The sequence below is a fragment of the Proteiniborus ethanoligenes genome (assembly GCF_900107485.1).
GTDB lineage: Bacteria > Bacillota > Clostridia > Tissierellales > Proteiniboraceae > Proteiniborus > Proteiniborus ethanoligenes.
This window is the reverse complement of the sequence record NZ_FNQE01000029.1, coordinates 23,050-47,009: the sequence shown is the minus strand read 5'-3', so window position 1 is coordinate 47,009 and position 23,960 is coordinate 23,050. Positions and strand designations below refer to the sequence as shown.

General features: G+C 32.5%; 25 protein-coding genes and 1 other RNA gene. 9 read left to right on the top strand and 17 right to left on the bottom strand.

Going from position 1 to position 23,960, the window contains the following annotated elements:
* The first annotated feature begins 356 nt into the window (after positions 1-356).
* The 6 genes from BLV37_RS11930 to BLV37_RS11905 all read left to right on the top strand — a co-directional run bounded on the left by BLV37_RS11930 (position 357) and on the right by BLV37_RS11905 (position 3,040).
* Positions 357-542: a hypothetical protein gene (locus BLV37_RS11930; RefSeq protein WP_091731802.1), complete on the top strand. Its 186-nt coding sequence runs from the start codon at positions 357-359 to the stop codon at positions 540-542.
* Between the two features lie 60 nt (positions 543-602).
* The gene (locus tag BLV37_RS11925) at positions 603-941 is read left to right on the top strand and encodes a hypothetical protein (protein ID WP_091731799.1); all 339 of its coding nucleotides are present in this window, start codon (positions 603-605) and stop codon (positions 939-941) included.
* Positions 942-957: 16 nt separating this feature from the next.
* Entirely contained in the window at positions 958-1,527 is a 570-nt protein-coding gene (locus BLV37_RS11920; protein WP_091731797.1) for a JAB domain-containing protein, read from the top strand.
* Positions 1,528-1,701: 174 nt separating this feature from the next.
* Entirely contained in the window at positions 1,702-2,169 is a 468-nt protein-coding gene (locus tag BLV37_RS11915) for a DUF4177 domain-containing protein (protein ID WP_091731794.1), read from the top strand.
* 81 nt (positions 2,170-2,250) lie between these two features.
* Positions 2,251-2,517, top strand: coding sequence for a hypothetical protein (locus BLV37_RS11910; RefSeq protein WP_143031516.1), 267 nt, complete (start codon positions 2,251-2,253; stop codon positions 2,515-2,517).
* Positions 2,518-2,530: 13 nt separating this feature from the next.
* Positions 2,531-3,040, top strand: coding sequence for a hypothetical protein (locus tag BLV37_RS11905; RefSeq protein ID WP_091731790.1), 510 nt, complete (start codon positions 2,531-2,533; stop codon positions 3,038-3,040).
* A gap of 40 nt (positions 3,041-3,080) precedes the next feature.
* Here the strand turns inward: BLV37_RS11905 and BLV37_RS11900 are convergent, their stop codons facing one another.
* Together BLV37_RS11900 and BLV37_RS11895 are read right to left on the bottom strand one after the other, a co-directional pair.
* Positions 3,081-3,383, bottom strand: coding sequence for a hypothetical protein (locus tag BLV37_RS11900; protein ID WP_091731787.1), 303 nt, complete (start codon positions 3,381-3,383; stop codon positions 3,081-3,083).
* Between the two features lie 230 nt (positions 3,384-3,613).
* Positions 3,614-4,114, bottom strand: a complete 501-nt coding sequence (locus BLV37_RS11895) for a hypothetical protein (protein ID WP_091731785.1) — start codon at positions 4,112-4,114, stop codon at positions 3,614-3,616.
* 97 nt (positions 4,115-4,211) lie between these two features.
* On the opposite strand from BLV37_RS11895, the gene BLV37_RS11890 reads away from it, so the two are divergent.
* On the top strand, positions 4,212-5,825 hold the full coding sequence (locus BLV37_RS11890) for a recombinase family protein (protein ID WP_091731782.1): 1,614 nt from the start codon (positions 4,212-4,214) through the stop codon (positions 5,823-5,825).
* Between the two features lie 286 nt (positions 5,826-6,111).
* On the opposite strand, the gene BLV37_RS11885 is transcribed toward BLV37_RS11890, so the two are convergent.
* Positions 6,112-6,897 carry an APH(3') family aminoglycoside O-phosphotransferase gene (locus tag BLV37_RS11885; RefSeq protein ID WP_176967972.1) on the bottom strand — a complete coding sequence of 262 codons (786 nt, stop codon included), beginning with the start codon at positions 6,895-6,897 and terminating at the stop codon, positions 6,112-6,114.
* A 46-nt stretch (positions 6,898-6,943) separates the two neighbouring features.
* On the bottom strand, positions 6,944-7,183 hold the full coding sequence (locus tag BLV37_RS11880; RefSeq protein WP_091731776.1) for a hypothetical protein: 240 nt from the start codon (positions 7,181-7,183) through the stop codon (positions 6,944-6,946).
* 419 nt (positions 7,184-7,602) lie between these two features.
* Between BLV37_RS11880 and BLV37_RS11875 the strand changes: the two genes are divergently transcribed.
* Together BLV37_RS11875 and BLV37_RS11870 are read left to right on the top strand one after the other, a co-directional pair.
* Positions 7,603-7,971, top strand: a complete 369-nt coding sequence (locus BLV37_RS11875) for an AbrB/MazE/SpoVT family DNA-binding domain-containing protein (protein WP_091731773.1) — start codon at positions 7,603-7,605, stop codon at positions 7,969-7,971.
* Between the two features lie 2 nt (positions 7,972-7,973).
* On the top strand, positions 7,974-8,264 hold the full coding sequence (locus BLV37_RS11870; RefSeq protein ID WP_091731770.1) for a type II toxin-antitoxin system RelE/ParE family toxin: 291 nt from the start codon (positions 7,974-7,976) through the stop codon (positions 8,262-8,264).
* Between the two features lie 283 nt (positions 8,265-8,547).
* Here the strand turns inward: BLV37_RS11870 and ssrA are convergent.
* From ssrA to BLV37_RS11805, 13 genes are all read right to left on the bottom strand, one after another.
* Positions 8,548-8,898: a transfer-messenger RNA gene (gene ssrA / locus BLV37_RS11865) on the bottom strand.
* A 149-nt stretch (positions 8,899-9,047) separates the two neighbouring features.
* Positions 9,048-9,515 (bottom strand): SsrA-binding protein SmpB, encoded by a 468-nt coding sequence (smpB, locus tag BLV37_RS11860; protein ID WP_091731768.1) that lies wholly within the window; start codon positions 9,513-9,515, stop codon positions 9,048-9,050.
* Positions 9,516-9,652: 137 nt separating this feature from the next.
* Positions 9,653-11,770: a ribonuclease R gene (gene rnr, locus BLV37_RS11855; RefSeq protein ID WP_091731767.1), complete on the bottom strand. Its 2,118-nt coding sequence runs from the start codon at positions 11,768-11,770 to the stop codon at positions 9,653-9,655.
* 17 nt (positions 11,771-11,787) lie between these two features.
* Positions 11,788-12,339, bottom strand: coding sequence for an HD domain-containing protein (locus BLV37_RS11850; protein WP_091731764.1), 552 nt, complete (start codon positions 12,337-12,339; stop codon positions 11,788-11,790).
* A gap of 226 nt (positions 12,340-12,565) precedes the next feature.
* On the bottom strand, positions 12,566-13,735 hold the full coding sequence (locus tag BLV37_RS11845; RefSeq protein WP_091731762.1) for a D-alanine--D-alanine ligase family protein: 1,170 nt from the start codon (positions 13,733-13,735) through the stop codon (positions 12,566-12,568).
* Positions 13,736-13,782: 47 nt separating this feature from the next.
* On the bottom strand, positions 13,783-15,426 hold the full coding sequence (locus BLV37_RS11840) for a UDP-N-acetylmuramoyl-tripeptide--D-alanyl-D-alanine ligase (RefSeq protein ID WP_091731759.1): 1,644 nt from the start codon (positions 15,424-15,426) through the stop codon (positions 13,783-13,785).
* Between the two features lie 44 nt (positions 15,427-15,470).
* Complete coding sequence (locus BLV37_RS11835) at positions 15,471-16,244, bottom strand: alpha/beta fold hydrolase (protein ID WP_091731755.1); 774 nt, start codon at positions 16,242-16,244, stop codon at positions 15,471-15,473.
* Positions 16,245-16,529: 285 nt separating this feature from the next.
* Positions 16,530-18,533 carry a sodium-translocating pyrophosphatase gene (locus BLV37_RS11830; RefSeq protein WP_091731752.1) on the bottom strand — a complete coding sequence of 668 codons (2,004 nt, stop codon included), beginning with the start codon at positions 18,531-18,533 and terminating at the stop codon, positions 16,530-16,532.
* Between the two features lie 30 nt (positions 18,534-18,563).
* On the bottom strand, positions 18,564-18,794 hold the full coding sequence (secG, locus tag BLV37_RS11825) for a preprotein translocase subunit SecG (protein WP_091731749.1): 231 nt from the start codon (positions 18,792-18,794) through the stop codon (positions 18,564-18,566).
* A gap of 163 nt (positions 18,795-18,957) precedes the next feature.
* Positions 18,958-20,253, bottom strand: a complete 1,296-nt coding sequence (gene eno, locus BLV37_RS11820) for a phosphopyruvate hydratase (protein WP_091731746.1) — start codon at positions 20,251-20,253, stop codon at positions 18,958-18,960.
* A gap of 119 nt (positions 20,254-20,372) precedes the next feature.
* Positions 20,373-21,905 carry a 2,3-bisphosphoglycerate-independent phosphoglycerate mutase gene (gene gpmI, locus BLV37_RS11815; protein WP_091731743.1) on the bottom strand — a complete coding sequence of 511 codons (1,533 nt, stop codon included), beginning with the start codon at positions 21,903-21,905 and terminating at the stop codon, positions 20,373-20,375.
* A 15-nt stretch (positions 21,906-21,920) separates the two neighbouring features.
* The gene (gene tpiA, locus BLV37_RS11810; RefSeq protein WP_091731741.1) at positions 21,921-22,664 is read right to left on the bottom strand and encodes a triose-phosphate isomerase; all 744 of its coding nucleotides are present in this window, start codon (positions 22,662-22,664) and stop codon (positions 21,921-21,923) included.
* Positions 22,665-22,680: 16 nt separating this feature from the next.
* Positions 22,681-23,877 (bottom strand): phosphoglycerate kinase, encoded by a 1,197-nt coding sequence (locus BLV37_RS11805; RefSeq protein ID WP_280140144.1) that lies wholly within the window; start codon positions 23,875-23,877, stop codon positions 22,681-22,683.
* Between the last annotated feature and the right edge of the window lie 83 nt (positions 23,878-23,960).

Here is a 23,960-nt window from a genome sequence, read left to right as displayed (position 1 = left end):
AAAGGATCTTAAAAGAGCATGAAGACAATAACCAGTAGGTCCAACTTTAGACGAATGATATTTTGGGAAACTAGACAAATCAATGATATCGAAGATTTTTTCATAAAATTTTGTTTTGCTATTAGATGTAAATAAATCAATGTTATTAAAGATTAATTGACGTTCAAACAAGGGCTTCGCCTCCTTAATATAATATTTGGTGGTACTTATATTATTTGACATAAAGAGGCGAAAACCCTTTTTGAAAATAGAAATATTTTTGAGTGATAAGAAAAAATCACTGTATAGAACACAGTGATTTCAAGCGTTGCAAGTTATGACAAACGCTAGTAATAAAAGATAAGGAGGTGATAATTATGAACAATAATATACTTTTGAATAACGGTAAAAACTTTTTAAAGGCTGGTTTAACACTAGTTATTTACAATACTAGTAGGGATATGCTTAATCAAATATCTAGAAATACTATCGAAACACTAGTAAGAGATATTAGAAAAGTAAGGTCAGAAATAAAAGACAGAAAAGCTATTAATGCAAATTAACAGTGAAGGAACTCATTTTATATGAGTTCTTTTTTTACTTATTGAAAGGAGGAATAGTAAATGGAACAAGAAGCTATTGATTTATTTTATAGTGAATTTGGATATCTTCCAGATCAGAATGAATTAGAAGATTTTATCGAAGAAAGGTTTGGTTATGGAAACTTTAAATCGTATAAACACAATAAATCTTACGTTAGTAATCCTACTTTAGATTTAATTAATGAAGTTAAAGATATAATTGATGAAATTCGTAATAAAGCTAAGTCCTCGTCGACGATTAAAGATAATGATAAATCAAGCGAGTTTATTTTTATGCTTTTAACTTTCTTATTAAAGTCAGGAATCTATTTTCTTATGCAAGAAGGTTATAAGCGAGACTATCAGAACATGAATATATAACAAAGAGGTGACTACAATGAAGGAATTGCTACGAAGTATTTTAAAAGAAGAAAGTGTTCAATATATAGAAAATAACTATCCAAATCTCAAAACCTTAGCCAATTCTACAAAAAAAGAGTTATTACAAATTCCTGGAGTTGGTGAAAAAAGTGCTAAACAACTAAAAGCAATCTTTGAAATAAGTAAACAATTATTACTGCCTAAAGATTCATCTTGCTATATAAAATCGCCTAAAGATATCTATGATTATGTTAAATCAGTAAGTCTTTTCGAAGAAGAAAGAGTAATTGCAATTCTTCTTAATACTAAAAACAAGGTTATCAGTCATACAACAATATCTGTTGGAAGTTTAAATTCTTCAATAATTCATCCTAGAGAGTTCTTTGCTCCAGCAGTAAGACTTAGGGCTCATAGTATAATCGCTGCACATAACCATCCAAGTGGAGATCTCACCCCCTCAAAAGAAGATATTGAGATTACAAAGCGATTAAAAGACTCTGGTAACGTATTAGGAATTAAGCTCCTTGATCATATTATTGTAGGGGATAATAAATATGTTAGCTTAAAGGAATATGACATAATATAAAGTCTAGTATAAGTAATAAAAGGGAAATCAGTTAGCTCTTTTGGAACCATGCAAGCAATATTAACATGGCTCATTTGTTTCTTACAATATTACCTGTTAATTATTAGAGGAAAATGCAGTTTTATGTAGAACTGAGTATTAATAATACTTTTTTATAAGGGAGGATGTATAATAATGTCTGATAATTCAATAGCTTCAGAAGAAGAACAAATAACTACTCAAGAATCTATTACTCAAGATGAAATTAAGGCAAAAAAGAAGAAAACAAAAAACTGGTCACAAATACTGATAACAACTTGCTTAATATTGATTCTCTTTATGACTTTCTTAATTTACACAGGTCAGGAAGTGCAAGTTGCACCACAGCAATGGGAATACAAAATCATAGATGTTTTCCCTAATCAATCAAATAATAGAACTGGTGCAGGCTCTGGTGAATATAATTCAATATCTCCATCACCATTTGAACTCAATGAATTGGGTTCTGAAGGATGGGAGCTAGTAACTTCATATCTTGAAATGGAAACTGCCTATCCTAACTTTGGAAACGAAGATTATGTTACAGGAATTAGAGAAAATGTGAGGCCACAAAGGTTAGTGTTGATTTATAAACGTCCAATTACTTCACAAAATTCAAATTAAGGATATAAAAACGAGGTTATATAAATATAACTTCGTTTTTTATTTTGGTTTGAAAAAAAATATAAAATTGGGAGATGAATTTTGATGTTTAATATAAAGCTAGAGCCACAAGAACAACCATGTGGAGCAAGATTTAATAATCAAGTTGTTATGACTAAAGGGTTCAATGAATTATTTGAACCCTTTTCTTCTTTGATAGCATTAACTACATTGCAAAAAATTATCAAGGAAAGAGTAAATAGTAAAGAAGAAGCTGATTATCTCCAGGTCGCAATGTGTCAGGATAATAAATTCTGGGTAATAGACGATGGATCTTATGTCACTTTCTTATTACCGAGTGAATATTAAAGGAGTGTTTTTTATGGTTGATACTAGATTTATTGTTAGATTGAACGGTAAAGAGTTTGTAAAATATGAAGGTCTACTGAATGCAGCGCATGAAATGGGCTTAAAGTCTATCAGGGTTGAAATAATCCAACTTCCTAACGATTCTAATAATATGACTGCCATATGCAGAGCTAACGTTGAGAACGATGCTAGCGGTGTGTACGTTGATTATGGAGATGCAAGTCCTCAATCAGTTAATTCCAAAATAGTCCCACATATTATCAGGATGGCTAGTACTAGAGCTAAAGCAAGAGCATTAAGAGATTTCACTAATATTGGTATGACAGCTATTGAGGAACTTAATCCTAATGACGTAGAAGTATCAGAACCACCTACTATTCCTCAATTAAATTTATTAAAGAAGTTATCAAAAGAGCTTAATCTTAGAATTGACTTTAATGAACTAGACAAGAAAAGTGCATCGGAGATGATTGAAGAATTTAGTAAAGCCAAACGAGAATACCAGCAGAAGAAGGCTACTTAATATTCTTGGGAGTGTTAATAACAACCCCCTATTTTAAATCTCAACCGATCAAATACTTTTCTAATTCCCAAGTCTTATCATTCTTAAATAATTGAATCCTTGGCTCTTTTCTTATATATATTTGGTAATGTTTAATGTTTCCTGACTTGTCTTTTCGAGTATTAGCAATCTTGGTGTACTCAAGAATTATTTCTACTGGGACTTCAATTATACATTCATGTTTCATTTCAAATTCTATGTATTGATCTTTAGACGATTTAATATTTTCTAACGACCCAGGTGAAATACCAAACCAATAGCATTTATTGGCTTCATGATATTTTGAAGAGTATCGTTTTGTCAAATTAAACACCCTCCTTCTTCAGCTACAGTCAATAAATTTATTACTTTTTCTTTTAACCTCAACATAATACTAGCAACTAGAAATACTTCAACTATATCTCTACACTACTACATCAAGAACCTTCTAAAGACTTAATGTGCCAACATATTTACGATTAGGAAAGATATTGAAATGTTTTTCTTACTTGATCTCACGCTCTTAAATTTGTTACCATATATAGAAATTTTATATCACATGATTTCAATCAAGTGGAAACTGTTTTTAGGATAACTTCTATAATCTTCATAATAATAATTATCTATTGAGTCATTGTCTAAATCTACAATTTGTACATTGCATATTCTTGTAACATCAAGATAAAACTCGCTTTTCGATGACGGATGAAATCTCACAATCATATTATCCTCAATATCTACCTCTATTCCAGAATTAAAAGATATATATCCCCAATCCCATGAAATTAACAGGTCTACTTTCAAAATTCTATCTTTAATAATGGTATCAATAAATTTCATACTGGCAAAGTAATCTTTATCTGGATTAAATTCATTATCTTCAAGTTTATTAATGTCTAATGCCTTAATATCAATAAGAGACTTGTTATTATAGGCTATATTTATTGCAGCCCTAATAATTTTACTTTTATCACTATCAAATTCATCTACCAACTCAAGAAGTCTCTTATTATCTTCATTAGAAATTCTTGCAATAACTCTTTCATCTTTATCCACCTAAATCACTCCTTTTCATTTTTATTATATCATTCTATAAATGATATTTTATTTTGTATGACATTAAATTTTTAATAATTTTCAGGAGGTTTTTGTTATGACAAATCAAATAAAAGCTGTAGCTTACGCAAGAGTATCAACTAGAGAACAGGCTGAAAATGCTACTTCTATCCCAGCTCAACTTGAAGCTATAAGGAATTTTTGTAAACAAAAGGGTTGGATTTTAGTAAATGAATTTATTGATGCTGGCAGAAGCGCCAAAACTGATGAAAGACCAGAATTCCAACATATGATAGCCTTAGCCAAAAAATCTAATAGAGGTTTTGATGCTATAGTAGTCCATAAATTCGACAGATTCAGTAGAAATCGTGAAGACCACGTCATTTACAAGTCTCTTCTAAAAAAAATAGGGGTTCATGTCTATTCAGTAACAGAACAAACAGATCCAGAGACACCTCACGGTTTTTTAATAGAGGGTATATTAGAGGTTATTTCTGAATTTTATAATCTTAACCTCAGAAAAGAAGTATTTAAGGGTATGACTGAAAACACTAAAATGGGATATCGAAATGGTGGAGTTGCCCCTTATGGGTATAGGCTTTCTAAAGTTTCAACTACTGATGGAGGTGTAAAAACAATATTAGTTTTGGGACCTGAAGAAGAAGTTAATATAGTTAAAAGAATATTTCATATGTATGTATACGAGGGACATGGTGCAAAAAAAATAGCTAGTATATTAAATGAAGAAAGTATTCCATCTGCTACAGGTGGTAAATGGCCATATACCTCTATTCACACAATACTTCATAATGAAGTTTACATGGGTGATATGATATGGAATAAATTTGACTATAACAATGGAAAGAAAATGAAACCTGAGTCTGAATGGATAGTGCACAAAGATGCACATCCGGCAATAATAAGTAGAGAAACATTTAGGCTAGTTAAAGTAAAAAGCAAAGAGAGAAGCCCGCACGAAAAACCTTTTGTACCAGGTAGGTCGCCTTTTATTTTGAGAGGATTATTAAAATGTCCTAAATGTAATGCTAATATGGTAAGTAGTCAAAGTGGAGGTAAAACTAAAGCTGGAATCTCTAGAAAATACTATGTTTGTGGTACATACCTGAGAAAAGGTAAACAAGCTTGTGATTATATTAGCTATAACAAAGAAAAAATTGAAGCTAGTGTTAAAGAAGTTATTCTAAAAGAGTTTACTATGATGTGCCTGCCGAACTCTTTGCTTAATGAAATAGAAAAATATAATAGTGAAAAAAATAGAGAACTTAGATATCAATGCGAAACTCTACAAAGAGATATTCAGCTATCAAAGGATAGAATGAAAATGTTACAACAAGATCTTAATCTTGCTCCAAACAACGAGACGCTAAAAAGGTATATTGATGATTTGAAGGTACAAATTGAAAATAATAAAAAGCAACTTTCTAGTATTGGAAATTCTCTTAAGTCTACTAATAACTATGATAATGATATTGAAATAATAATTGGAGACTTGAAAAATATATTAACAACATTTAACTCAAAACCCCCAACTGAGCAGAATATCATTTTGCATAAATATATCGATAAAATCACAGTAAATAGTATAAATAACGTAATATCGATATATATCAAAATACTAAGCCCAAGTATCAAAAGTACTGAATCATTAATATTATTAGAAAAGGTTTTATATGGTGAATATCTTAGATAATAGAGCCATCCGCAACATCGTTATGAGATTTTAGTCTTATCATATAGACATAGATAAAAAGCATAGAAAAATTGCTATACCCGTAACCACTACGAGTATAGCAATTTATTTTTTTCTCTACATTTTATTCAAAACGTAAAAATTCTTATGAGTTTGTCTAATAACTCCAATCTTAATACAATTTAGCAATACTCTATTATCGCTAAAAGGTATATTAACGCTAAATTGTTTGCACCTACCTATAAAGACTTTTTAATATATATTCTAGTTTATAGATAACACATAATTAAAACAATTCATCCAGTAGAATAAAATATTTGATTTTATTCCAATCTGGTACTATATTTAACTCCTCAAAAAGTATTGAGGCATCAAACCCTTCATACACCTTTCCTCCATACTTTCCATCATAGTTATGCTGTAAGCTTCTATAAAAAAGAGCAATATCCTGGTATTTATCGGCAATACCGCTTCTCCCTAAATCTATAAAACCATTAATTTTATCATCTTTAATAATAATATTGGGCAGACAATAGTCTCCATGAGAAAATACAAGCTCTTCATCTGGTTTGTTTTCCTTTAACCATTGTAATAATTTTTCTGGACTTTCAAACCCTTCAGCCCCATAAGTTGTGGGCTCTGCATCTTCCATATCACAAAGGTTATTTCGAACACGAAACTCAGCCTGTCTTAATTTATTGTCAATTGAATTATTAAATGGACATTTAGATATGTCAACACTCCATAGCATTTTCAAGCCATCCGCTAACAATTTTACTAAATGCATTGGATTTTCAAGTAGTTCTGATGAACATGACATCTTGCCTTTAATTCTGCTCATTAGTAGATAGTTTATCCCATTATGCTTTTCAAAACATAAGACTCTTGGGACAGGAAGTTTATCAGATATCCATAACATCATTATGTGCTCATTATCTGATTCCTCCTGTTGCTTTTCAATCTTTAATACCATATCTTCAAAGCAAATCACTTTTGCGTTTGACATTCCGATTGTATCTATTGAATAAGGTATGCCCCCAATTATCTCTTTTATCTTATTTGGTAGGTTCAATGCTATCCTCCTTAAATCTATATAATACACATAAAATATTGTGTCCTTACTTAATCTTTTTAATTTCCTCAATAATAGTCATTGTACAATAAAATATTGTAAAAATGGTACTTATGCAAAAACTAATTATAAGGGAAGCGTCTCCACCATGAAATACTAAATCAATAATAAATGCTACTCCAAACATTGTAAACAAGAATATAAGAAAAGTATATAATGCTGATTTTAGTACCTTCTTCATAAATCTATCGTTGTATTCTTCTATTTCTTTTTCTTTATCGTTCATATAATCTTCTCCTTTCTATTGCGTATAAATATACATATATACATCAATTATTTTAATTTTATATTCTGAATTGTCTTTATTCTATCATATGTATTAACTAATTTCTACCAGATTATATTTGAAATAAAAAAACAACCCACTAGTCTAAGGCTCTGTAACCTCCAAACCAGCGGGTTCTGACTTTTTATAATAATTCCTGTTTAATTTTAGTTCCATCCCTGAAGTAAAATGTAATATCATTTTCAATAACTACCTTATCTATGGTTGATGTCCATAAAACTTCATCAAAGTTTTTCTACAACTTCCTCCTTATTTTTTATTGAATTTTCTTTGTATCCTTGTTATAATGGTTATAAGGATACAAAGATATAGGTATTATATTTATGAATTTAGCATATACTATAAAGGAGGCTATAAATATGTCTACGATTAATATGGAGCGTGATATTATGGATCGTAAAATAATCAGCGTTTCAAAGAAGCGTCAAATTACGATACCTTTACAATTCTATAAACATCTTGAACTTGGAAGCGAAGTTGAATGCTCACTTGAAGATGGTAAAATTGTCATTCAGCCTCTTCATAGAGAACCTAGTGAATTTTCCGTTGAAATCCTCGAGGACCTAGTTTCTCAAGGATATTCAGGTGATGAACTAGTAAAGCAGTTTAAAATACAAAGTAAAAATATCAAAAAAGCTGTTACCAATATGCTTGAAGAAGCAGATGTCATTGCAGCTGGTGAAAAATCCTCAGCAAACTTTGATGACATCTTTGGTTCAGAGGACTGATTATGTACGAAATACTATTCAGTCCTCAAGCTGAACGCTTTTTTAAAAAATTAAAGGAAAAACCTCTAAAAAATGCATATAAAACAGCTTTACTAAAATTAAGTGAAAACCCTTATATCGGTCAACCAAAACGTGGTGATTTATCTGGTGTTTATGGTTTCGATGTAAAATATAAAGGTATCAATTATGAAATTGCCTATACCATAAGTGAGGTTGATGGTAAAAAAATTATTGTACTTCTTGCTGGAACTCGTGAAAACTTTTATGAACAACTAAAGCGATATATTAAATAGCTCTCAAAAAAGGGCTATTTTGCTTCTATACCCTTGATAGCCCATATAAAGAAATAATATTAATATATAGAAATAGGAAGCCTTTCTTAATTGTTAACTCCCCCAATCCTTATCGTTAAAAAGTGCACCCACCCAAAAAAACTGCACACCCGTGTGCATAATTTAGCATTACTGTGTGCAAATATAGAAAATTCATCTTAATTTTATCCCCAAAAACAACGAAAACCCCTTGAAATCAAGGAGTTTCTATTGTATCTATTGTATCAATATTTAAGTTCTTTTATGGTGGAGGCGGTGGGAATCGAACCCACGTCCGAAAGCACTTTATAAAGAGCTTCTCCGAGTGCAGTTGCTAGTTTAAGTTATCGCCTCATAGGCCGCCTAGCAACAGGCTTCCTACTACACTATCTCCAATTTATCCACTATAGGTCGAAGAACCCCTATAATAGTTCCCTGCTTACTTGGCGCCTAGCTTCTAACGGGCAGGACCGTTAGAGTAGACGTAGCTGCTCTTAGGCAGCTAGTGCGTAATTATCGTTTGCGTTTAATTTAAGTTTGCCACTTTTAACGTTGCTTGGCGACAACGACTCGCTACTCTTTACTCCACACCCCCGTCGAAACCATTTTCGCCCCCAGGATGTATATTAATTAAGAATTAAGAATTAAGAATTAAGAATTAAGAATTAAGAATTAAGAATTAAGAATCTTAATACTCATCATACATCTTAATTAAAATCTAAATTGAAAATCAATTATAAAAGATAAAGAATTACAATTATATTTCTAGCTGTATTTTTCACTCATGTGTTTTTGAATTCTTCTTTCTGCGTCTTTTTTTGCTATGTCTTCTCTTTTATCGTATAGCTTTTTACCCTTAGCAATGGCTAATTCTATCTTTACCTTGCCGTTTTTTAGGTATGCACTTAGTGGTACTAGGGAATATCCTTTTTGAGTAATATAGCCAATTAGCTTTCTTATTTCGCTTTTGTGTAAAAGTAGCTTTCTCTTTCTTAAAGGGTCTACATTGTATATATTACCTTGTTCATAGGGGCTTACATGCATGCCATGAATAAATACCTCATTGCTTTCAACTATAGCATAGCTTTCCTTTAAATTGACCTTACCTTGTCTAAAGGATTTAACCTCAGTGCCAGTGAGAGCAATGCCAGCTTCTATAGTATCCTCTATGAAGTAATCATGCCTAGCTTTCCTATTGGTAGCTAATGTTCTATTCTGTCCTTTTGTACTCATAAAAATCCCACCATTACCTAATTTAAGTGCAAATTAAATTATAGCAAAAACATATTATTATGTCAACTATAGTTGTTGAAATAATTTTCCATTTGAAAATTTCAATATAGAAAAAACTAGCTATATAAATAAAATAGCTAGTCTTGAATTATATTGAAATCAATTTGTCTGTTAGCAATATTTGTTCCTACTACTTTAATATTAACTTTGTCACCGATTCTATATATTTTATTTGTTCTTCTTCCAATAAATCTATAGTTTGGTTGGTCGTATTCATAGTAATCATCTATTAAACTACTTATATGCACTAGCCCCTCTATTGTGTTGTCAAGCTCTACAAATATGCCAAAAGGCATTACTCCGGATATAATACCCTCGTATTCTTCTCCAATTCGACTTGACATATACTCTACCTTCTTCAAATCATCTGTTTCTCTAGAGGCTTCATCTGCTATTCTTTCTGTAGTAGAGGACTGTTCTGCTACCTTAGGAAGTATTGAATTTAATTTACCTATCCTTTTTTCATTAATCTTGTTGTTTATAAATTCTTTAATTATTCTGTGAATCTGCAGATCTGGATATCTTCTTATAGGTGCTGTAAAGTGGGAATAGTATTTTGCCGCTAATCCAAAATGACCTTCTGGCTCTGAGCTATATTTTGCTTTTCTTAAGGATCTTAGCATAAGAGTATTTATAATATTTTCTTCTCTCGTATTCTCTATTTTCTTAATTAATTCTTGTAGCTCCTTTGGATGTATTTCTTGAGTTCCCTTTAGATGGTAGCCAAAATTGTGGATAAATTTATTAAATTCATTTATTTTTTCCATGTCTGGGTCTTCGTGTATTCTGTATAAAAATGGAATATCTGCCCAATACATGTATTCGGCCACTGTCTCATTGCTTATGAGCATAAATTCTTCTATCATTCGGTTAGCTATTCTTCTATCAAACTTTTTAACCTCTATAGGATGACCTTTTTTATCTAATATTATTTTAGCCTCTGGAAAATCAAAATCTATGCTTCCTCTTTCTTCTCTTTTCTTAGTTAATATATGACATAGCTCTTCCATTAATTTTAAATCATCTAAAATATGGGCATATCTTCCCAATTGCTCTTGATCATTATGTTCCAACAAGTCAGATATGTTATCATATACTAGTCTTTCTTTACTTTCTATAACCGTCTCAACTATTTGATGATCTACAACTTTTCCACTTTTGTTTATTTCCATAAAAACACTTAATGTAAGCCTTGGTTCTCCTGGATGTAAGCTACATACTCCATTTGAAAGCTTCTTTGGTAGCATTGGTATTACTCTATCTACAAGATATACGCTAGTTCCTCTTTTAAGAGCTTCCTTATCCAAGGGCGAATTTTCTCTTACATAATATGTTACGTCTGCTATATGTACTCCCAGTTTGTAGTTACCATTATTAAGCTTTTCTATAGAAATGGCATCGTCTAAATCCTTTGCATCTGCCCCGTCTATTGTAATTATAGTCTTATCTCTTAAATCTAATCTTCTCTTTATTTCAGCCTCATGTATTTCCTCTGGTATCCTTTCTGCTTCTGCAATGACTTCCTCCGGGAAATTTTCTGGTAAACCATATTTTTTTATTATGGCTAGTATATCAGTACCTGTATCATTTTTATGCCCTAGTATCTCAACTATCCTTCCTTCAGGATTTCTCCTTTTCTCAGGCCATTTTGTAATTTCGACTATTACTATTTGATTAGTTTTGGCATTGTTTATATCTGACTTTGGAATGAATATATCCATGTTTATTCTTGTATCACTAGGTATTACAAAGCCAAAATTTTTACTATTTTCAAATGTTCCTACAACAGTTTTATTAACTCTTTCTAAAATTCTTATTATTTCTCCCTCTTGGCTTCTACCTTCTCCGTTTTTGCTTATAAGTCTTGCTACTACCTTGTCTCCATGTAGTGCTCCATTCATATCATCCGATGAAATAAATACATCCTTAAGCTCTTTATTATCCGGTATTACAAAACCAAATCCCCTCTGATTACACTGGAGTTTTCCTACTACTAGATTCATTTTTTCTGGAATACCATATCTATCTTTATGAGTCTTTATAATTAACCCTTCCTTTTCCATTTCATCTAATAGTTTATAAAAATCTCTATAATCTACAGAATCAATTTCAAAGGCTCTTGCAAGCTCTTCTCTAAGCATAGGCTTATATGCTTGCTTTTCCATGAATTCTACTACCTTACTCTTTGTATTCATAAGATTCCTCCATTTTATTAAAGTCCCAATACAACATTAATTTGCCTCATTGCTTCAAGTCCTATACCAATAAATTCTTCTAAAGTTAAGCCTATATGACTGCAAGCTTTAATTTGTTCCCTATTTGCTCCTTTTGCAAAAGTTTTTTCATGGAATCTATTTATTATGAACTGTGTGTCTATGGCATATAGCTTCTTCTCTGGTGATATCAGGGCAGAAGCTACAATAAGTCCTGTTAGTGGGTCTGTACAAAATAGTGCCTTATCCATTAGGGATTTTCTTTCTAGCCCATGAACTTCATTATGTGCCTTCACTGCATGAACAATTTCTTCATCATAGCCTAGATTCTTAAGCATATCCCCGCCAACTAGACTATGTCTTTCTGGATCATCTGCAGTTGTATCATAATCAATATCATGAACTAATCCTGCAATCCCCCATTGATTTATATCCTCTCCAAATCTCTTCGCTAGTCCCATCATTACTGCTTCCGTTGCATACATATGCTTTAATAGGTTTTTATTTTTTATATTTTCCTTTACATGCTTTAGTGCTTCTTCTCTATTCATTTTAGTTCTCTCCTTTGTATGTTAATTGCTTTTCAAAAACGACTTTGTATATTTTTGTCAAAGTTTCTTATTCCATATTATAGCATAGTTTAAGAATTATAGTTGAAAATATTTTTCAAAAAAACAAAAATACCCTTCATTCTTCTCAGAGAAAAAATATCTTTCTGAGCATAGGTGAAGGGTCTCTTTACAAAAATACAAGCTTATATTCATATTTTTTATATATCTATATTTTCTTTGCCTTGCTACCGCCAAACTCTATTCTCTTAAATAAATCCACATCATATGAATACATATTTTCATTTTTTTCCTTATGTGCAGCTAATGAAATGTCTATAAGCTCACTTATTAAATCCTTGAAGCTTATTCCCATTGGCTCCCATAGATAGTAGGCTACGGAGCCTGGAAGAGTGTTTATTTCATTTACGAAAACCTTTCCTTCTTTATCTAGAAGAAAATCTATCCTTGCATTTCCTCTACAGTCGATAGCCATAAAAGCTTTTTGAGCTGTATCCTGTATTAGCTTTGTTGTTTCTTCTGGAATATCTGCAGGTATATTTCTGCTGCTTCCCTTAGAGCCTTTAGTGTTGCTATTTATATACTTATCCTCGTAAGTAAGGAGTTCCTTCCAGCCTACAGGCTCTTCACATAATGATGCTCTTATGTTGTCATCATAGCCCATAACAGCACAATTAACTTCTCTTGGATTTTCTACGCTTTTTTCAATTATAATCTTTCTATCATATCTTATGGCTATTTCTATAGAATCCATAAGGGTTTCTCTATTCTTTGCCTTTGTAATACCTACACTTGAACCAAGATTTGCAGGTTTTACAAAAACAGGATAACCAAGCTTTTCCTCTACTTCTTTAATTATTTCTTCCTTATTTTCGAACCATTTTTTTCTAAAGAACCAAATATGGTCAACTATAGGTAATCCGTGCGCTTTAAATACATCCTTCATGGTAACCTTATCCATACCAACTGATGAAGCTAATACTCCGCCGCCAGTGTATGGAATATCTATAAGCTCAAATAAGCCTTGAATGGTTCCATCCTCACCGTTAGTACCATGTAAAGCAATAAATATAACATCTACAGTTTCCATTAGTTTTTTACCTAAAAAGCCTATTGCCTCTGGATGAGTATAGTATTTATTATCCCTAAATACAGGTGTCATTATTATTTCTTTTGCATCCTTTAAATTATCCTCTTTAAAATTTTTAAAATTCATTAAACTACTACCAGTAAGCCACTTGCCTTCTTTACTTATATATATTGGCACTACATCATATTTTGTTTTGTCAATATTCTCTATCACTTGCATTCCTGTAATTACAGAAACCTCATGCTCTACGCTTCTTCCTCCAAATAATACACCTACTCTTTTTTTCATGAATATTCCCCCATTTCTTATATGTGCTGATTAAACCCGAGTACATTTTATTCATTATAGTTATCTGGCAAATCATTTTCAAATAGCACTACATCCTTTGGTCTTACAAGATGCTGCAATACTGCAGTAGCTTCATTTAAGGTATTTACAACAAATACATCTTCTTCCTTAAAGCCTTTTTCACAAATTCCCTCATATATAGGTTTAGTTCTGTTTTTACCTATAAGTATAGCATAGTCACATGCTTCTGCTATATATCTTCCAAATTGTCTGTTGGCTTCTTCTTCTTCTTGACCTAGCTCTATCATTCCAGGAGTAACTATAATCTTTCTTCCTTCTTTAAATTGACTAATAACATCTAAGGCAGCCTTAGAACTAACAGGATTTGAGTTAAATGCATCATCTATTATTATTACTCCTGTACCGGGATTTATTAATTGTAATCTATGTGGAACAGGCTCTACTTCTTTTATTCCTCTAGCTATTTCTTCAAAGGTTAATCCAAGGGCTACTCCTACAGCAGCACCTGCAAGGATATTCCCAATATTATGCTCTCCTAATAGCTTTGTTTCACATTTTATTGTATTTCCATTTTTGTCGTTTAAAATAAATGTGGAGCCTATTTCTGAAACCTCAATATTTGTAGCATATATATCTAATAATTCTATGTTTTCTGTACCATAGAGTATTTTCTCTTTAAAAGTTTTATCTGCAAGCTTTTTTACGTACTGATTATCATAATTAAATATGGCAATACCTTCAGGTGGTAGTGCTTCTATAAGCTCATACTTTGTTTTCATTATATTATCTATATTTATAAATGTTTCGAGATGTGTAGGACCTATTGATGTAATAACACCAATTTTAGGATTGGCTAGCTCTGCCATTTCCTTTATTTCACCTATATTTCTAGCTCCCATTTCAACTACAAAGGCGTTATATTCAGAGCTCAATGTATTATTTATTACTTTACTTACTCCCATTGGAGTATTATAGCTTTCTGGTGTTTTTAACACATTATATTTTTCCTCTAATATCTTTGCTGTTATAAACTTTGTACTGGTTTTGCCATAGCTTCCTGTTATCCCAACTATTTTAAGATTTTCGAAGCTTCTAACCTTATCATGTGCCATGTCAAAATAATACTTATTTATAGCATTTTCTATAGGGTTAACTAATATATTTGACAAATACATAGTATATGGGACTAAGTAATATAGTATTCCCCCAGCCATATGTAGAATTATTAGATATTTGAAAAAATCTGATGTAAATAATCCATATACTACTGTTAGAACCGCTAAGATAAAAATATTTACAATATACATAGCAGCAAAAAGTCTTTGTGTACGCTTTGTATAAACCAAATCTTTTTTTACATTTTCTTTTTTAAAGTTTGTTGATACAATAATTAAAGCACACCAAAAAACTATATAAATCATATTATATAATTGTTGTTCTAAATTAAGCAATACTACTGCAAAAATCAAAGTTAAAATAATAAATATATTAACTTTAGTTGAAAATACTTTATACTTAAAGTCTTTTATCCATTTTAAGTAATTTCCATTACTATAGCCTTCAAGCTGCATCATATGTAACATAAATCTACTTCTGTAAAAGAACCCTATACCCCATACGATAATGCTTATAACTCCAAGTACTATCAAAGGCCCATTGTTTCCTAACATCAAATCCACTCTCCTAAAAAAAATACAAATTTCATCGTTGAATATTAGCTTATTTTATCCTTTTCTAAAAAGCTATCAATTATTGCCTTAAATCTGCTAAATTGGTCAAGATATGAATAATGCCCTGCATTTTCAAGAATAACTAACCCGCTATCTTTAATTTCCTCTTCCATTATTTCTCCCATGTATACAGGAGTAGCATCGTCATCTCTTCCCCATATCAAAAGGGTTGATGCATTTATTCCCTTTAATAGAGGTCTTAAGTCTTCATTTACTAACCTCACTAGTATTTTTCTCATTATACCATCAGCATCTTTATAGTCAGTAGAGCCAAATCTTTTATAAAATTTCTCCATTTTTTTCTCTTTATCCATCCAAAAGAATATTGTACCATATGTTTTTTTCAAAGCTTTAAAGGTGTAAACCTTTATATAATAATTTAACTTCCTCTTTGGAATCAAGCCTGCACTATCTATAAGCACCATCTTTTTTACTAGCTCTGGGTATTTATTTGCCAATACTAGAGATACTCTTCCACCATGTGAATGTCCTATTAATATTACTTCCTCCATTTTCATAGCATCAATGAAGGCTTTAGTAATTCTTCCATAGTCGTAAGCACCTAAAACTTCATTAGGCTTCTGACTCATGCCACAGCCTGGAAAATCTATAGCATAAACCTTAAAGTGGTTTTTAAGATGATTAAATATAGGCATTATAGTCTCAATGCTGGCTCCCCATCCATGAAGTATTAAGATATTTTTACCTTGTCCTTCGCTTATATAGTTTATCTCCATGTTTTCAATATTTATTTTCATAATATATACCTCTAGCTTTTATAATTTTTATGTTGAAGTACTATATGATTATATCAAAACTTCAAAGAATATTCCATAGCCTATATTCTCGTGGCTTTTAGCTTTTTTTGCCAATTTAGTCTTTTTTCTTAAATATATTGTCGTATTATTTAGGATTATGACAGCTTTTGATAGGGATGGGATGGATATTTTAAAAAAATAATTAATATAATTATAGTTTTATTCAATTTTGCACATCAAAAAGAAGGTAATCTTTAGACTACCTTCTTCTAAGTTACTATTTAATTAGAATAATCCAGTAAATTTTAAGAAAAGTGGTGCAAATACTAATGCTACTATTGTCATAAGCTTAATTAATATGTTAATTGAAGGTCCTGATGTATCCTTAAATGGGTCCCCAACAGTATCACCAACAACTGCTGCTTTATGGGCCTCACTACCTTTTCCACCATGGTTACCTTCTTCAATATATTTCTTAGCATTATCCCATGCTCCGCCTGCATTAGCCATAAATATTGCCATTAGAACACCTGTTACTAATGAACCAGCTAATAAACCACCAAGAGCTTCTGTTCCTAGTATTACTCCTGTAGCTATTGGAGCAATAACTGCTAATATACCTGGAATTATCATTTCTCTTAGAGCAGCTGTTGTACTTATATCAACACATTTTTTATATTCTGGTTTAGCTTTCCCTTCCATTAAACCAGGAATTTCTCTAAATTGTCTTCTAACTTCCTCAATCATACTAAATGCTGCTTTACCAACAGCCTTCATAGTAATAGCTGAGAATAGGAATGGTAGCATACCACCAATTAGCAATCCAGCGATTACTGTTGGTTTAGTTAAATCTATGCTTTCAAGTCCTACTGCCTGTGTATATGAAGCAAATAATGCTAATGCTGTAAGCGCAGCTGAGCCTATAGCAAATCCTTTTCCAACCGCTGCTGTTGTATTTCCAACAGCATCTAGCTTGTCTGTTACAATACGTACTTCTTTTGGTAGCTCACTCATTTCTGCAATACCACCAGCATTATCTGCTATTGGACCATATGCGTCTACAGCTATTGTCATACCTGCTGTTGATAACATACCTACTGCTGCAAGTGCTATACCATAAAGTCCTTGAGCAGCGTTTGTTGTTCCACCTGAAGCGTAGAATGCAACTAGTATGCCTACTGCAATAACGATAATAGGCCAAGCTGTTGACATCATACCTACAGACAATCCACCAATAATATTAGTTGAAGGTCCTGTCTCAGATTCATCTGCTATACTTTGAACAGGTTTATAATCTCCAGAAGTGTAGTATTCTGTAATTTTAGCTACAACTAAACCTACTACAAGTCCTGACACTATTGCAATAAAAGGTTGATATGAATTAAATAATGACTTGCTTAAGAAAAACGCAACCATAACTGTTAACACCGCACTTGCAAGTGTTCCCATATTAAGTGATTTTTGAGGATCTGAGCCTTCTTTTGCTCTAACAAAAAATGTTCCTATTATAGAAGCTATAACTCCAACTGCTGATAATAACAATGGGTATAGTGCTCCCTTAGTCTCAAATACAACTATTCCTAAAGTAATAGCTGATATTATTGAGCCTACATATGATTCAAATAAGTCTGCTCCCATACCTGCAACGTCACCAACATTGTCTCCTACGTTGTCTGCTATAACTGCTGGATTTCTTGGATCATCTTCTGGTATCCCAGCTTCAACTTTACCTACAAGGTCTGCTCCTACGTCAGCGGCTTTTGTGTATATACCACCGCCAACACGTCCAAAAAGTGCTATTGATGAAGATCCTAATCCAAAACCGGTAATAATTGCAGGGTTACCTATTGTAATATAAAGAATTCCTATACCTAAAAGTCCTAAGCCTACAACTGACATTCCCATAACTGTTCCACCAGAAAATGCTACGTTTAAAGCTTTGTTCATTCCACCTTCTTTAGCTGCATTAGCAGTTCTAACATTGGCTTTTGTAGCCACCTTCATACCAAAAAATCCTGCTAAAGCTGAAAAAACTGCTCCTATTAAAAAGCTTACAGCAGTTAATGGGTCTATTCCTATTGCTAAAATAATAAACAACACTACAACAAATATTGCTAATGTCTTGTACTCTCTTGAAAGAAAAGCCATTGCTCCTTCTTCTATATAGGATGCTATTTCTTTCATTCTATCAGTACCAGCGTCAACTTTATTAATTGTAGTAGCCTTATAAAAAGCAAATAATAAAGCAATTACTCCAACGACTGGCACTACATATAACATACTATCCATTTGTATTTTTCCTCCTTGCTGATTATATAATTACTGCAACGCAGTTAAAACTAAAGCTGATATCACGAATACTATTGCAGAAACAGTAGTTACTTTGCTAAGTATCCCTTCATAACTTCTTCCTTTGCTTTTACCCCAAATACTCTCTGCACCACCACCTATACTTCCAGATAGTCCTGCGCTTTTTCCTGATTGCAATAATATACTAGCAATAAGAGCTAAACTTGCTATCACTATTAAAATATAAAATAATATAGTCATCTCTCCCCACCTCCTGTCCTGTCATAAACACAATAATTTTAACACAGTAAGCCTATAAAATCAACATGTATTTGTTTTTTTAAGCCAATTAGCCGAATAATATTAACAAAATTTCATTAATATTATTCGGCTTTTTTAAGTTAATAATTCACATTTAATAATACTATCTATTTTTTATATTATAGAATACTTCCTTGCCTTTGTATTGGCTAGTTTCTCCAAGCATATCTTCTATTCTTAACAACTGATTATACTTAGCAACTCTATCTGTTCTTGAAGGTGCACCAGTTTTTATTTGACCTGCATTTACGGCCACCACTAAATCTGCTATTGTTGAATCTTCAGTTTCACCTGATCTATGTGAAATTACTGATGTATAGCCTGCTCTTTTAGCCATTTCTATAGCATCTAGTGTTTCTGTAATAGTTCCTATTTGATTAAGCTTAATTAGTATTGAGTTAGCTACCCCTGTCTTGATTCCTCTTTCTAACCTTTCTGTATTAGTTACAAATAGGTCGTCTCCTACAAGCTGTATTTTTTCTCCAAGTCTTTCAGTTAATGCTTTCCAGCCTTCCCAATCATCTTCATCTAAACCATCTTCTATGGACACTATTGGATATTTTTCTACTAAGCTTGCATAGAATTCTATCATTTCTGCAGAAGTAAACTCCTTTCCTTCTCCTGCTAATGTGTAGATTTTTGTTTCCTTATTATACATTTCTGTGGCTGCAACGTCTAATGCTAATAACACATCTTCTCCAGGCTTATATCCAGCTTTCTTAATTGCTTCTACAATAGTAGCCAAGGCTTCTTCGTTTGAACTAAGATTTGGTGCAAATCCACCTTCGTCACCTACGGCAGTATTTAATCCCTTATCCTTTAATACTTTTTTAAGATTATGGAATATTTCTGCTCCCATTCTTAAAGCTTCTCTAAAGTTTAAAGCCCCAACAGGCATAACCATAAATTCCTGTATATCTACGTTGTTATCAGCATGTTCGCCACCATTTAATATATTCATCATTGGAACTGGTAGAGCCTTAGCATTTACTCCGCCTAAGTACTGATAAAGTGGAAGACCTAAAGCATTTGCTGCTGCTTTTGCTACTGCCATAGAAACTCCTAGTATAGCATTTGCCCCTAGTTTCCCTTTATTATGCGTCCCGTCTAGCTCTATAAGCTTCATATCTATAGCGACTTGATCAATTGCATCCATTCCTATGATTTCTGGTGCTATTATATTATTAACATTGTTTACTGCTTCCATTACACCTTTGCCTAGATATCTTTCTTTATCGTTATCTCTTAATTCTACTGCCTCAAAGGCTCCCGTTGATGCACCTGATGGTACTGCTGCTCTTCCAAATGAGTCACTTTCTGTCCAAACTTCAACTTCAACTGTTGGATTCCCTCTTGAATCAAGTATTTCTCTTGCATAAATATCAGTTATCATTGTCATGTTTGTTATCCTCCTTATTTTTCTTTTAAAATTTAGATTCTTCCCAAATGCTCAGAATGACACTAATATAACTAAGTGGAGCAGTAGTTAAACTATCGTTACACTATTGTTCAGCTCCCTTACTTAATAATTAATGATTTCCCAGTCATTTCCCGGGGAATGTTTACCTCCATCATATCTAAAAGAGTAGGTGCTATATCTGCTAAAATACCCTCTCTAAGCTTTACATTTCCTTCTCCTACAATGATACATGGAACTCTGTTTACTGTATGTGCAGTAAGTGTGCCGCCTGTTTCTTCCTCTATCATTTCTTCAGCATTCCCATGGTCCGCTGTAATAAGTACCTTTCCATTATGATTCTGTATTTCTTTCACTATCTCACCTAGACATGAATCAACAGTTTCTACAGCCTTTATTGCTGCACTAACATCTCCAGTATGGCCTACCATATCTGGATTAGCAAAGTTCAGCACAATAAAATTATATTCCTTACTCTTAATTCTTCTTATTACTTCCTCTTTTACTTCTATTGCACTCATTTCTGGTTTTAAATCATATGTAGCTACTTTAGGAGAAGGTATAAGCACTCTTTCCTCTCCTTCGTTAGGTTTTTCGACCCCACCATTAAAAAAGAATGTAACGTGGGCATATTTTTCTGTTTCTGCAATTCTAAGCTGCTTCATGCCTAATGAGCTTATATACTCTCCTAATGTGTTTGTATGGGATTGGGGTTTATAAGCTACTTGGACATTTTCTATGGTTTTGTCGTATTGCGTCATACATACATAGTAAGTATTGACTTTCTTGCTACGCTCAAAACCTTCAAATTCTGTGTCTACAAAAGCTCTAGTAAGCTCTCTTGCTCTATCTGGTCTGAAATTAAAGAATATTACAGAGTCCTTATCCTCTACTGTTGCTATAGGCTTATTATTGTTGAATATAACAGATGGTACTACGAATTCATCTGTTATATTATCTGCATAGGATTTATTAATAATCTCTAATGCTGAGCCTGCTGTTATACCCTTTCCAAGTATTAAAGCATCATAAGCAAGCTGAACTCTATCCCATCTTTTATCTCTATCCATTGCATAATATCTTCCCGAAACAGTAGCAATCCTTCCAACTCCTATTTCATCTAGTTTACTCTCCAACTCCTCTAGATACCTTTTTCCACTTTGAGGTGGCACATCTCTACCATCCAAGAAGCAGTGTACATATACTTCTTTTAAGCCATGTTTTTTAGCAAGCTCTAGCAGAGCATATAAATGAGTGTTGTGACTATGAACTCCTCCATCTGATAAAAGTCCAAACAAGTGTAGTTTTGAAGTATTCTCTTTACAATTTTCTATAGCTTTTAAAAATTCTTCTTTACTAAAAAACTCTTCATTTTCTATTGATTTAGTTATCCTAGTTAACTCTTGATATACAATTCTACCAGCACCTATATTTAAATGCCCTACTTCAGAATTACCCATTTGCCCAGCAGGAAGACCTACGGATAATCCACTAGCTTCTAATGTAGTACTTGGATAATTTTCTGTTAACATTCTATAGTTAGGAGTGTAGGCCTTTAATATTGCATTCCCTTCGTATTTCTTCCCTAATCCCCAACCGTCTAATATAATAATAGCCACTAAGTTTTTCGTCATATTTGCATCTCCTTACTAGAACCTAATTAGCTTAATAAATTCGTCTGACTTTAAGCTGGCTCCTCCTACAAGTGCCCCATCAATATCTGATTGACTCATTATTTCAGCGATATTGCTGGATTTAACACTACCGCCATACTGTATTCTAACTTTTTCTGATATGTCTTGACTATATTTATCTCGCAGTATATTTCTTATGAATGATATCATATCATTAGCTTCTTCACTTGTAGCTGTTTTACCTGTGCCTATTGCCCATATTGGCTCATATGCAATAACTATCTTAATAACTTCCTCATCATCTATATGGTCTAAAGCTTTTAGTATTTGAGATTCTACTAGTTCTTTATGAATATTCTTTTCTCTTTGTGCTAAGGTTTCACCTACACATACTATAGGATTTATATTATGCTTTAAAGCAGCCTTTGTTTTTTTGTTTACTATCTCGTCCGTTTCTCCAAAATATTGTCTTCTTTCAGAGTGACCTATTATCACATAATCTACTCCAATTTCTTTAAGCATTAAAGGAGATATTTCTCCTGTAAAAGCTCCACTTTCTTCCCAATGCATATTTTGTGCTCCGATTTTTAGCTCTGTACCTTCTATTTCTTTTTTCACCTGACTTAATGTGGTAAATGGAACACATACAACTGTTTCTACATCTTTTTTTAATCCGCTCTTTATCTCTTTAACTAAATCTATAGCTTCCTCTATAGTCTTGTTCATCTTCCAATTACCAGCTATAATAGGCGTTCTCATCATGCTACCTCCCTTTTTACTTATTGTCTATTGCAGCAATACCAGGAAGGATTTTTCCCTCAAAAAACTCTAGGGATGCTCCTCCTCCTGTAGATATATGTGTCATTTTGCTATCTAGTCCTGTTTGCTCTACTGCAGCCGCACTATCTCCTCCACCGACAATAGTTATTCCTTCAGCCTCTGACATTGCCTTTGCTATAGCATTAGTTCCCTTAGCAAAGTTAGGCATTTCAAATACTCCCATAGGTCCATTCCACAGAATAGTCTTAGCTTCTTTTATTACCTTTGAAAAGCCTTCTATCGTCTTTTCACCAATATCTAGTCCCATCATATCTTCAGGTATATTATCTATACTAACAGTTTTAAACTGGGCTTCATTATTAAATTCACTAGCTACTACTATATCTACAGGTAGTATAAGGTTTACATTTTTTTCTTTTGCCTTTTGTATTAGCTCTTTAGCTAAATCTAGCTTATCGTCTTCAACTAGTGATTTTCCTATTTCTAAGCCTTGAGCTTTTAAGAATGTATAAGCCATTCCACCACCGATAAGCAAACTATCTACTTTATCAAGGAAGTTCTCTATTACACCAATTTTATCAGATACCTTTGCTCCACCAAGAATAGCCACAAACGGTCTCTCTGGATTGGACATTGCCTTACCCATAACTTCTATTTCCTTTTTAACCAAATATCCTGATGCTGATGGTAGCTGACTGCTTAGTCCTACATTAGATGCATGAGCTCTATGTGCAGTGCCAAAGGCATCATTTACAAATAGTTCTCCTAGAGATGCTAATTGCTTAGCAAATTCTTCTCCATTTTTTTCTTCTTCTTTTCTAAATCTTGTATTTTCCAACAATACAACATCTGATTCCTTCATGTTGTCTACTATTTCTTTAGTCTTATCACTTACTACCACGTCATCTTTAGCGAATATAACTTCTTTATTTAGTAGTTCGCTTAATCTTTTTGCTATAGGCTCTAATGTGTATTTAGGATTAGGTTCTCCTTTTGGTCTTCCGAAATGAGACATTACAATAGCCTTTCCACCATTTTTCATTATGTACTCAATAGTTGGAAGTGCACTTCTTATTCTTCTATCATCGGTTATTTCACCCTTGTCATTCATGGGAACATTAAAGTCGCATCTTACCAATACTCTTTTTCCAGATACATTTAAATCTTCTATACTTTTTTTATTTAACATAATATATCCTCCTTAATGGTGCTAAAGATAATATAGACTTCTATCAAGGGAATTTACCCTGTTCATGTGTATGGTTATGGATTATA

What these genes read in the sequence shown, in the direction of transcription:
- BLV37_RS11930 (WP_091731802.1), top strand. Translation starts at nt 357, where the DNA reads ATGAACAATAATATACTTTTGAATAACGGTAAAAACTTTTTAAAGGCT.
- BLV37_RS11925 (WP_091731799.1), top strand. Translation starts at nt 603, where the DNA reads ATGGAACAAGAAGCTATTGATTTATTTTATAGTGAATTTGGATATCTT.
- BLV37_RS11920 (WP_091731797.1), top strand. Translation starts at nt 958, where the DNA reads ATGAAGGAATTGCTACGAAGTATTTTAAAAGAAGAAAGTGTTCAATAT.
- BLV37_RS11915 (WP_091731794.1), top strand. Translation starts at nt 1,702, where the DNA reads ATGTCTGATAATTCAATAGCTTCAGAAGAAGAACAAATAACTACTCAA.
- BLV37_RS11905 (WP_091731790.1), top strand. Translation starts at nt 2,531, where the DNA reads ATGGTTGATACTAGATTTATTGTTAGATTGAACGGTAAAGAGTTTGTA.
- BLV37_RS11890 (WP_091731782.1), top strand. Translation starts at nt 4,212, where the DNA reads ATGACAAATCAAATAAAAGCTGTAGCTTACGCAAGAGTATCAACTAGA.
- BLV37_RS11880 (WP_091731776.1), bottom strand. Translation starts at nt 7,183, where the DNA reads ATGAACGATAAAGAAAAAGAAATAGAAGAATACAACGATAGATTTATG.
- BLV37_RS11875 (WP_091731773.1), top strand. Translation starts at nt 7,603, where the DNA reads ATGTCTACGATTAATATGGAGCGTGATATTATGGATCGTAAAATAATC.
- BLV37_RS11870 (WP_091731770.1), top strand. Translation starts at nt 7,974, where the DNA reads ATGTACGAAATACTATTCAGTCCTCAAGCTGAACGCTTTTTTAAAAAA.
- smpB (WP_091731768.1), bottom strand. Translation starts at nt 9,515, where the DNA reads ATGAGTACAAAAGGACAGAATAGAACATTAGCTACCAATAGGAAAGCT.
- rnr (WP_091731767.1), bottom strand. Translation starts at nt 11,770, where the DNA reads ATGAATACAAAGAGTAAGGTAGTAGAATTCATGGAAAAGCAAGCATAT.
- BLV37_RS11850 (WP_091731764.1), bottom strand. Translation starts at nt 12,339, where the DNA reads ATGAATAGAGAAGAAGCACTAAAGCATGTAAAGGAAAATATAAAAAAT.
- BLV37_RS11845 (WP_091731762.1), bottom strand. Translation starts at nt 13,735, where the DNA reads ATGAAAAAAAGAGTAGGTGTATTATTTGGAGGAAGAAGCGTAGAGCAT.
- BLV37_RS11840 (WP_091731759.1), bottom strand. Translation starts at nt 15,426, where the DNA reads ATGTTAGGAAACAATGGGCCTTTGATAGTACTTGGAGTTATAAGCATT.
- BLV37_RS11835 (WP_091731755.1), bottom strand. Translation starts at nt 16,244, where the DNA reads ATGAAAATAAATATTGAAAACATGGAGATAAACTATATAAGCGAAGGA.
- BLV37_RS11830 (WP_091731752.1), bottom strand. Translation starts at nt 18,533, where the DNA reads ATGGATAGTATGTTATATGTAGTGCCAGTCGTTGGAGTAATTGCTTTA.
- secG (WP_091731749.1), bottom strand. Translation starts at nt 18,794, where the DNA reads ATGACTATATTATTTTATATTTTAATAGTGATAGCAAGTTTAGCTCTT.
- eno (WP_091731746.1), bottom strand. Translation starts at nt 20,253, where the DNA reads ATGACAATGATAACTGATATTTATGCAAGAGAAATACTTGATTCAAGA.
- gpmI (WP_091731743.1), bottom strand. Translation starts at nt 21,905, where the DNA reads ATGACGAAAAACTTAGTGGCTATTATTATATTAGACGGTTGGGGATTA.
- tpiA (WP_091731741.1), bottom strand. Translation starts at nt 22,664, where the DNA reads ATGAGAACGCCTATTATAGCTGGTAATTGGAAGATGAACAAGACTATA.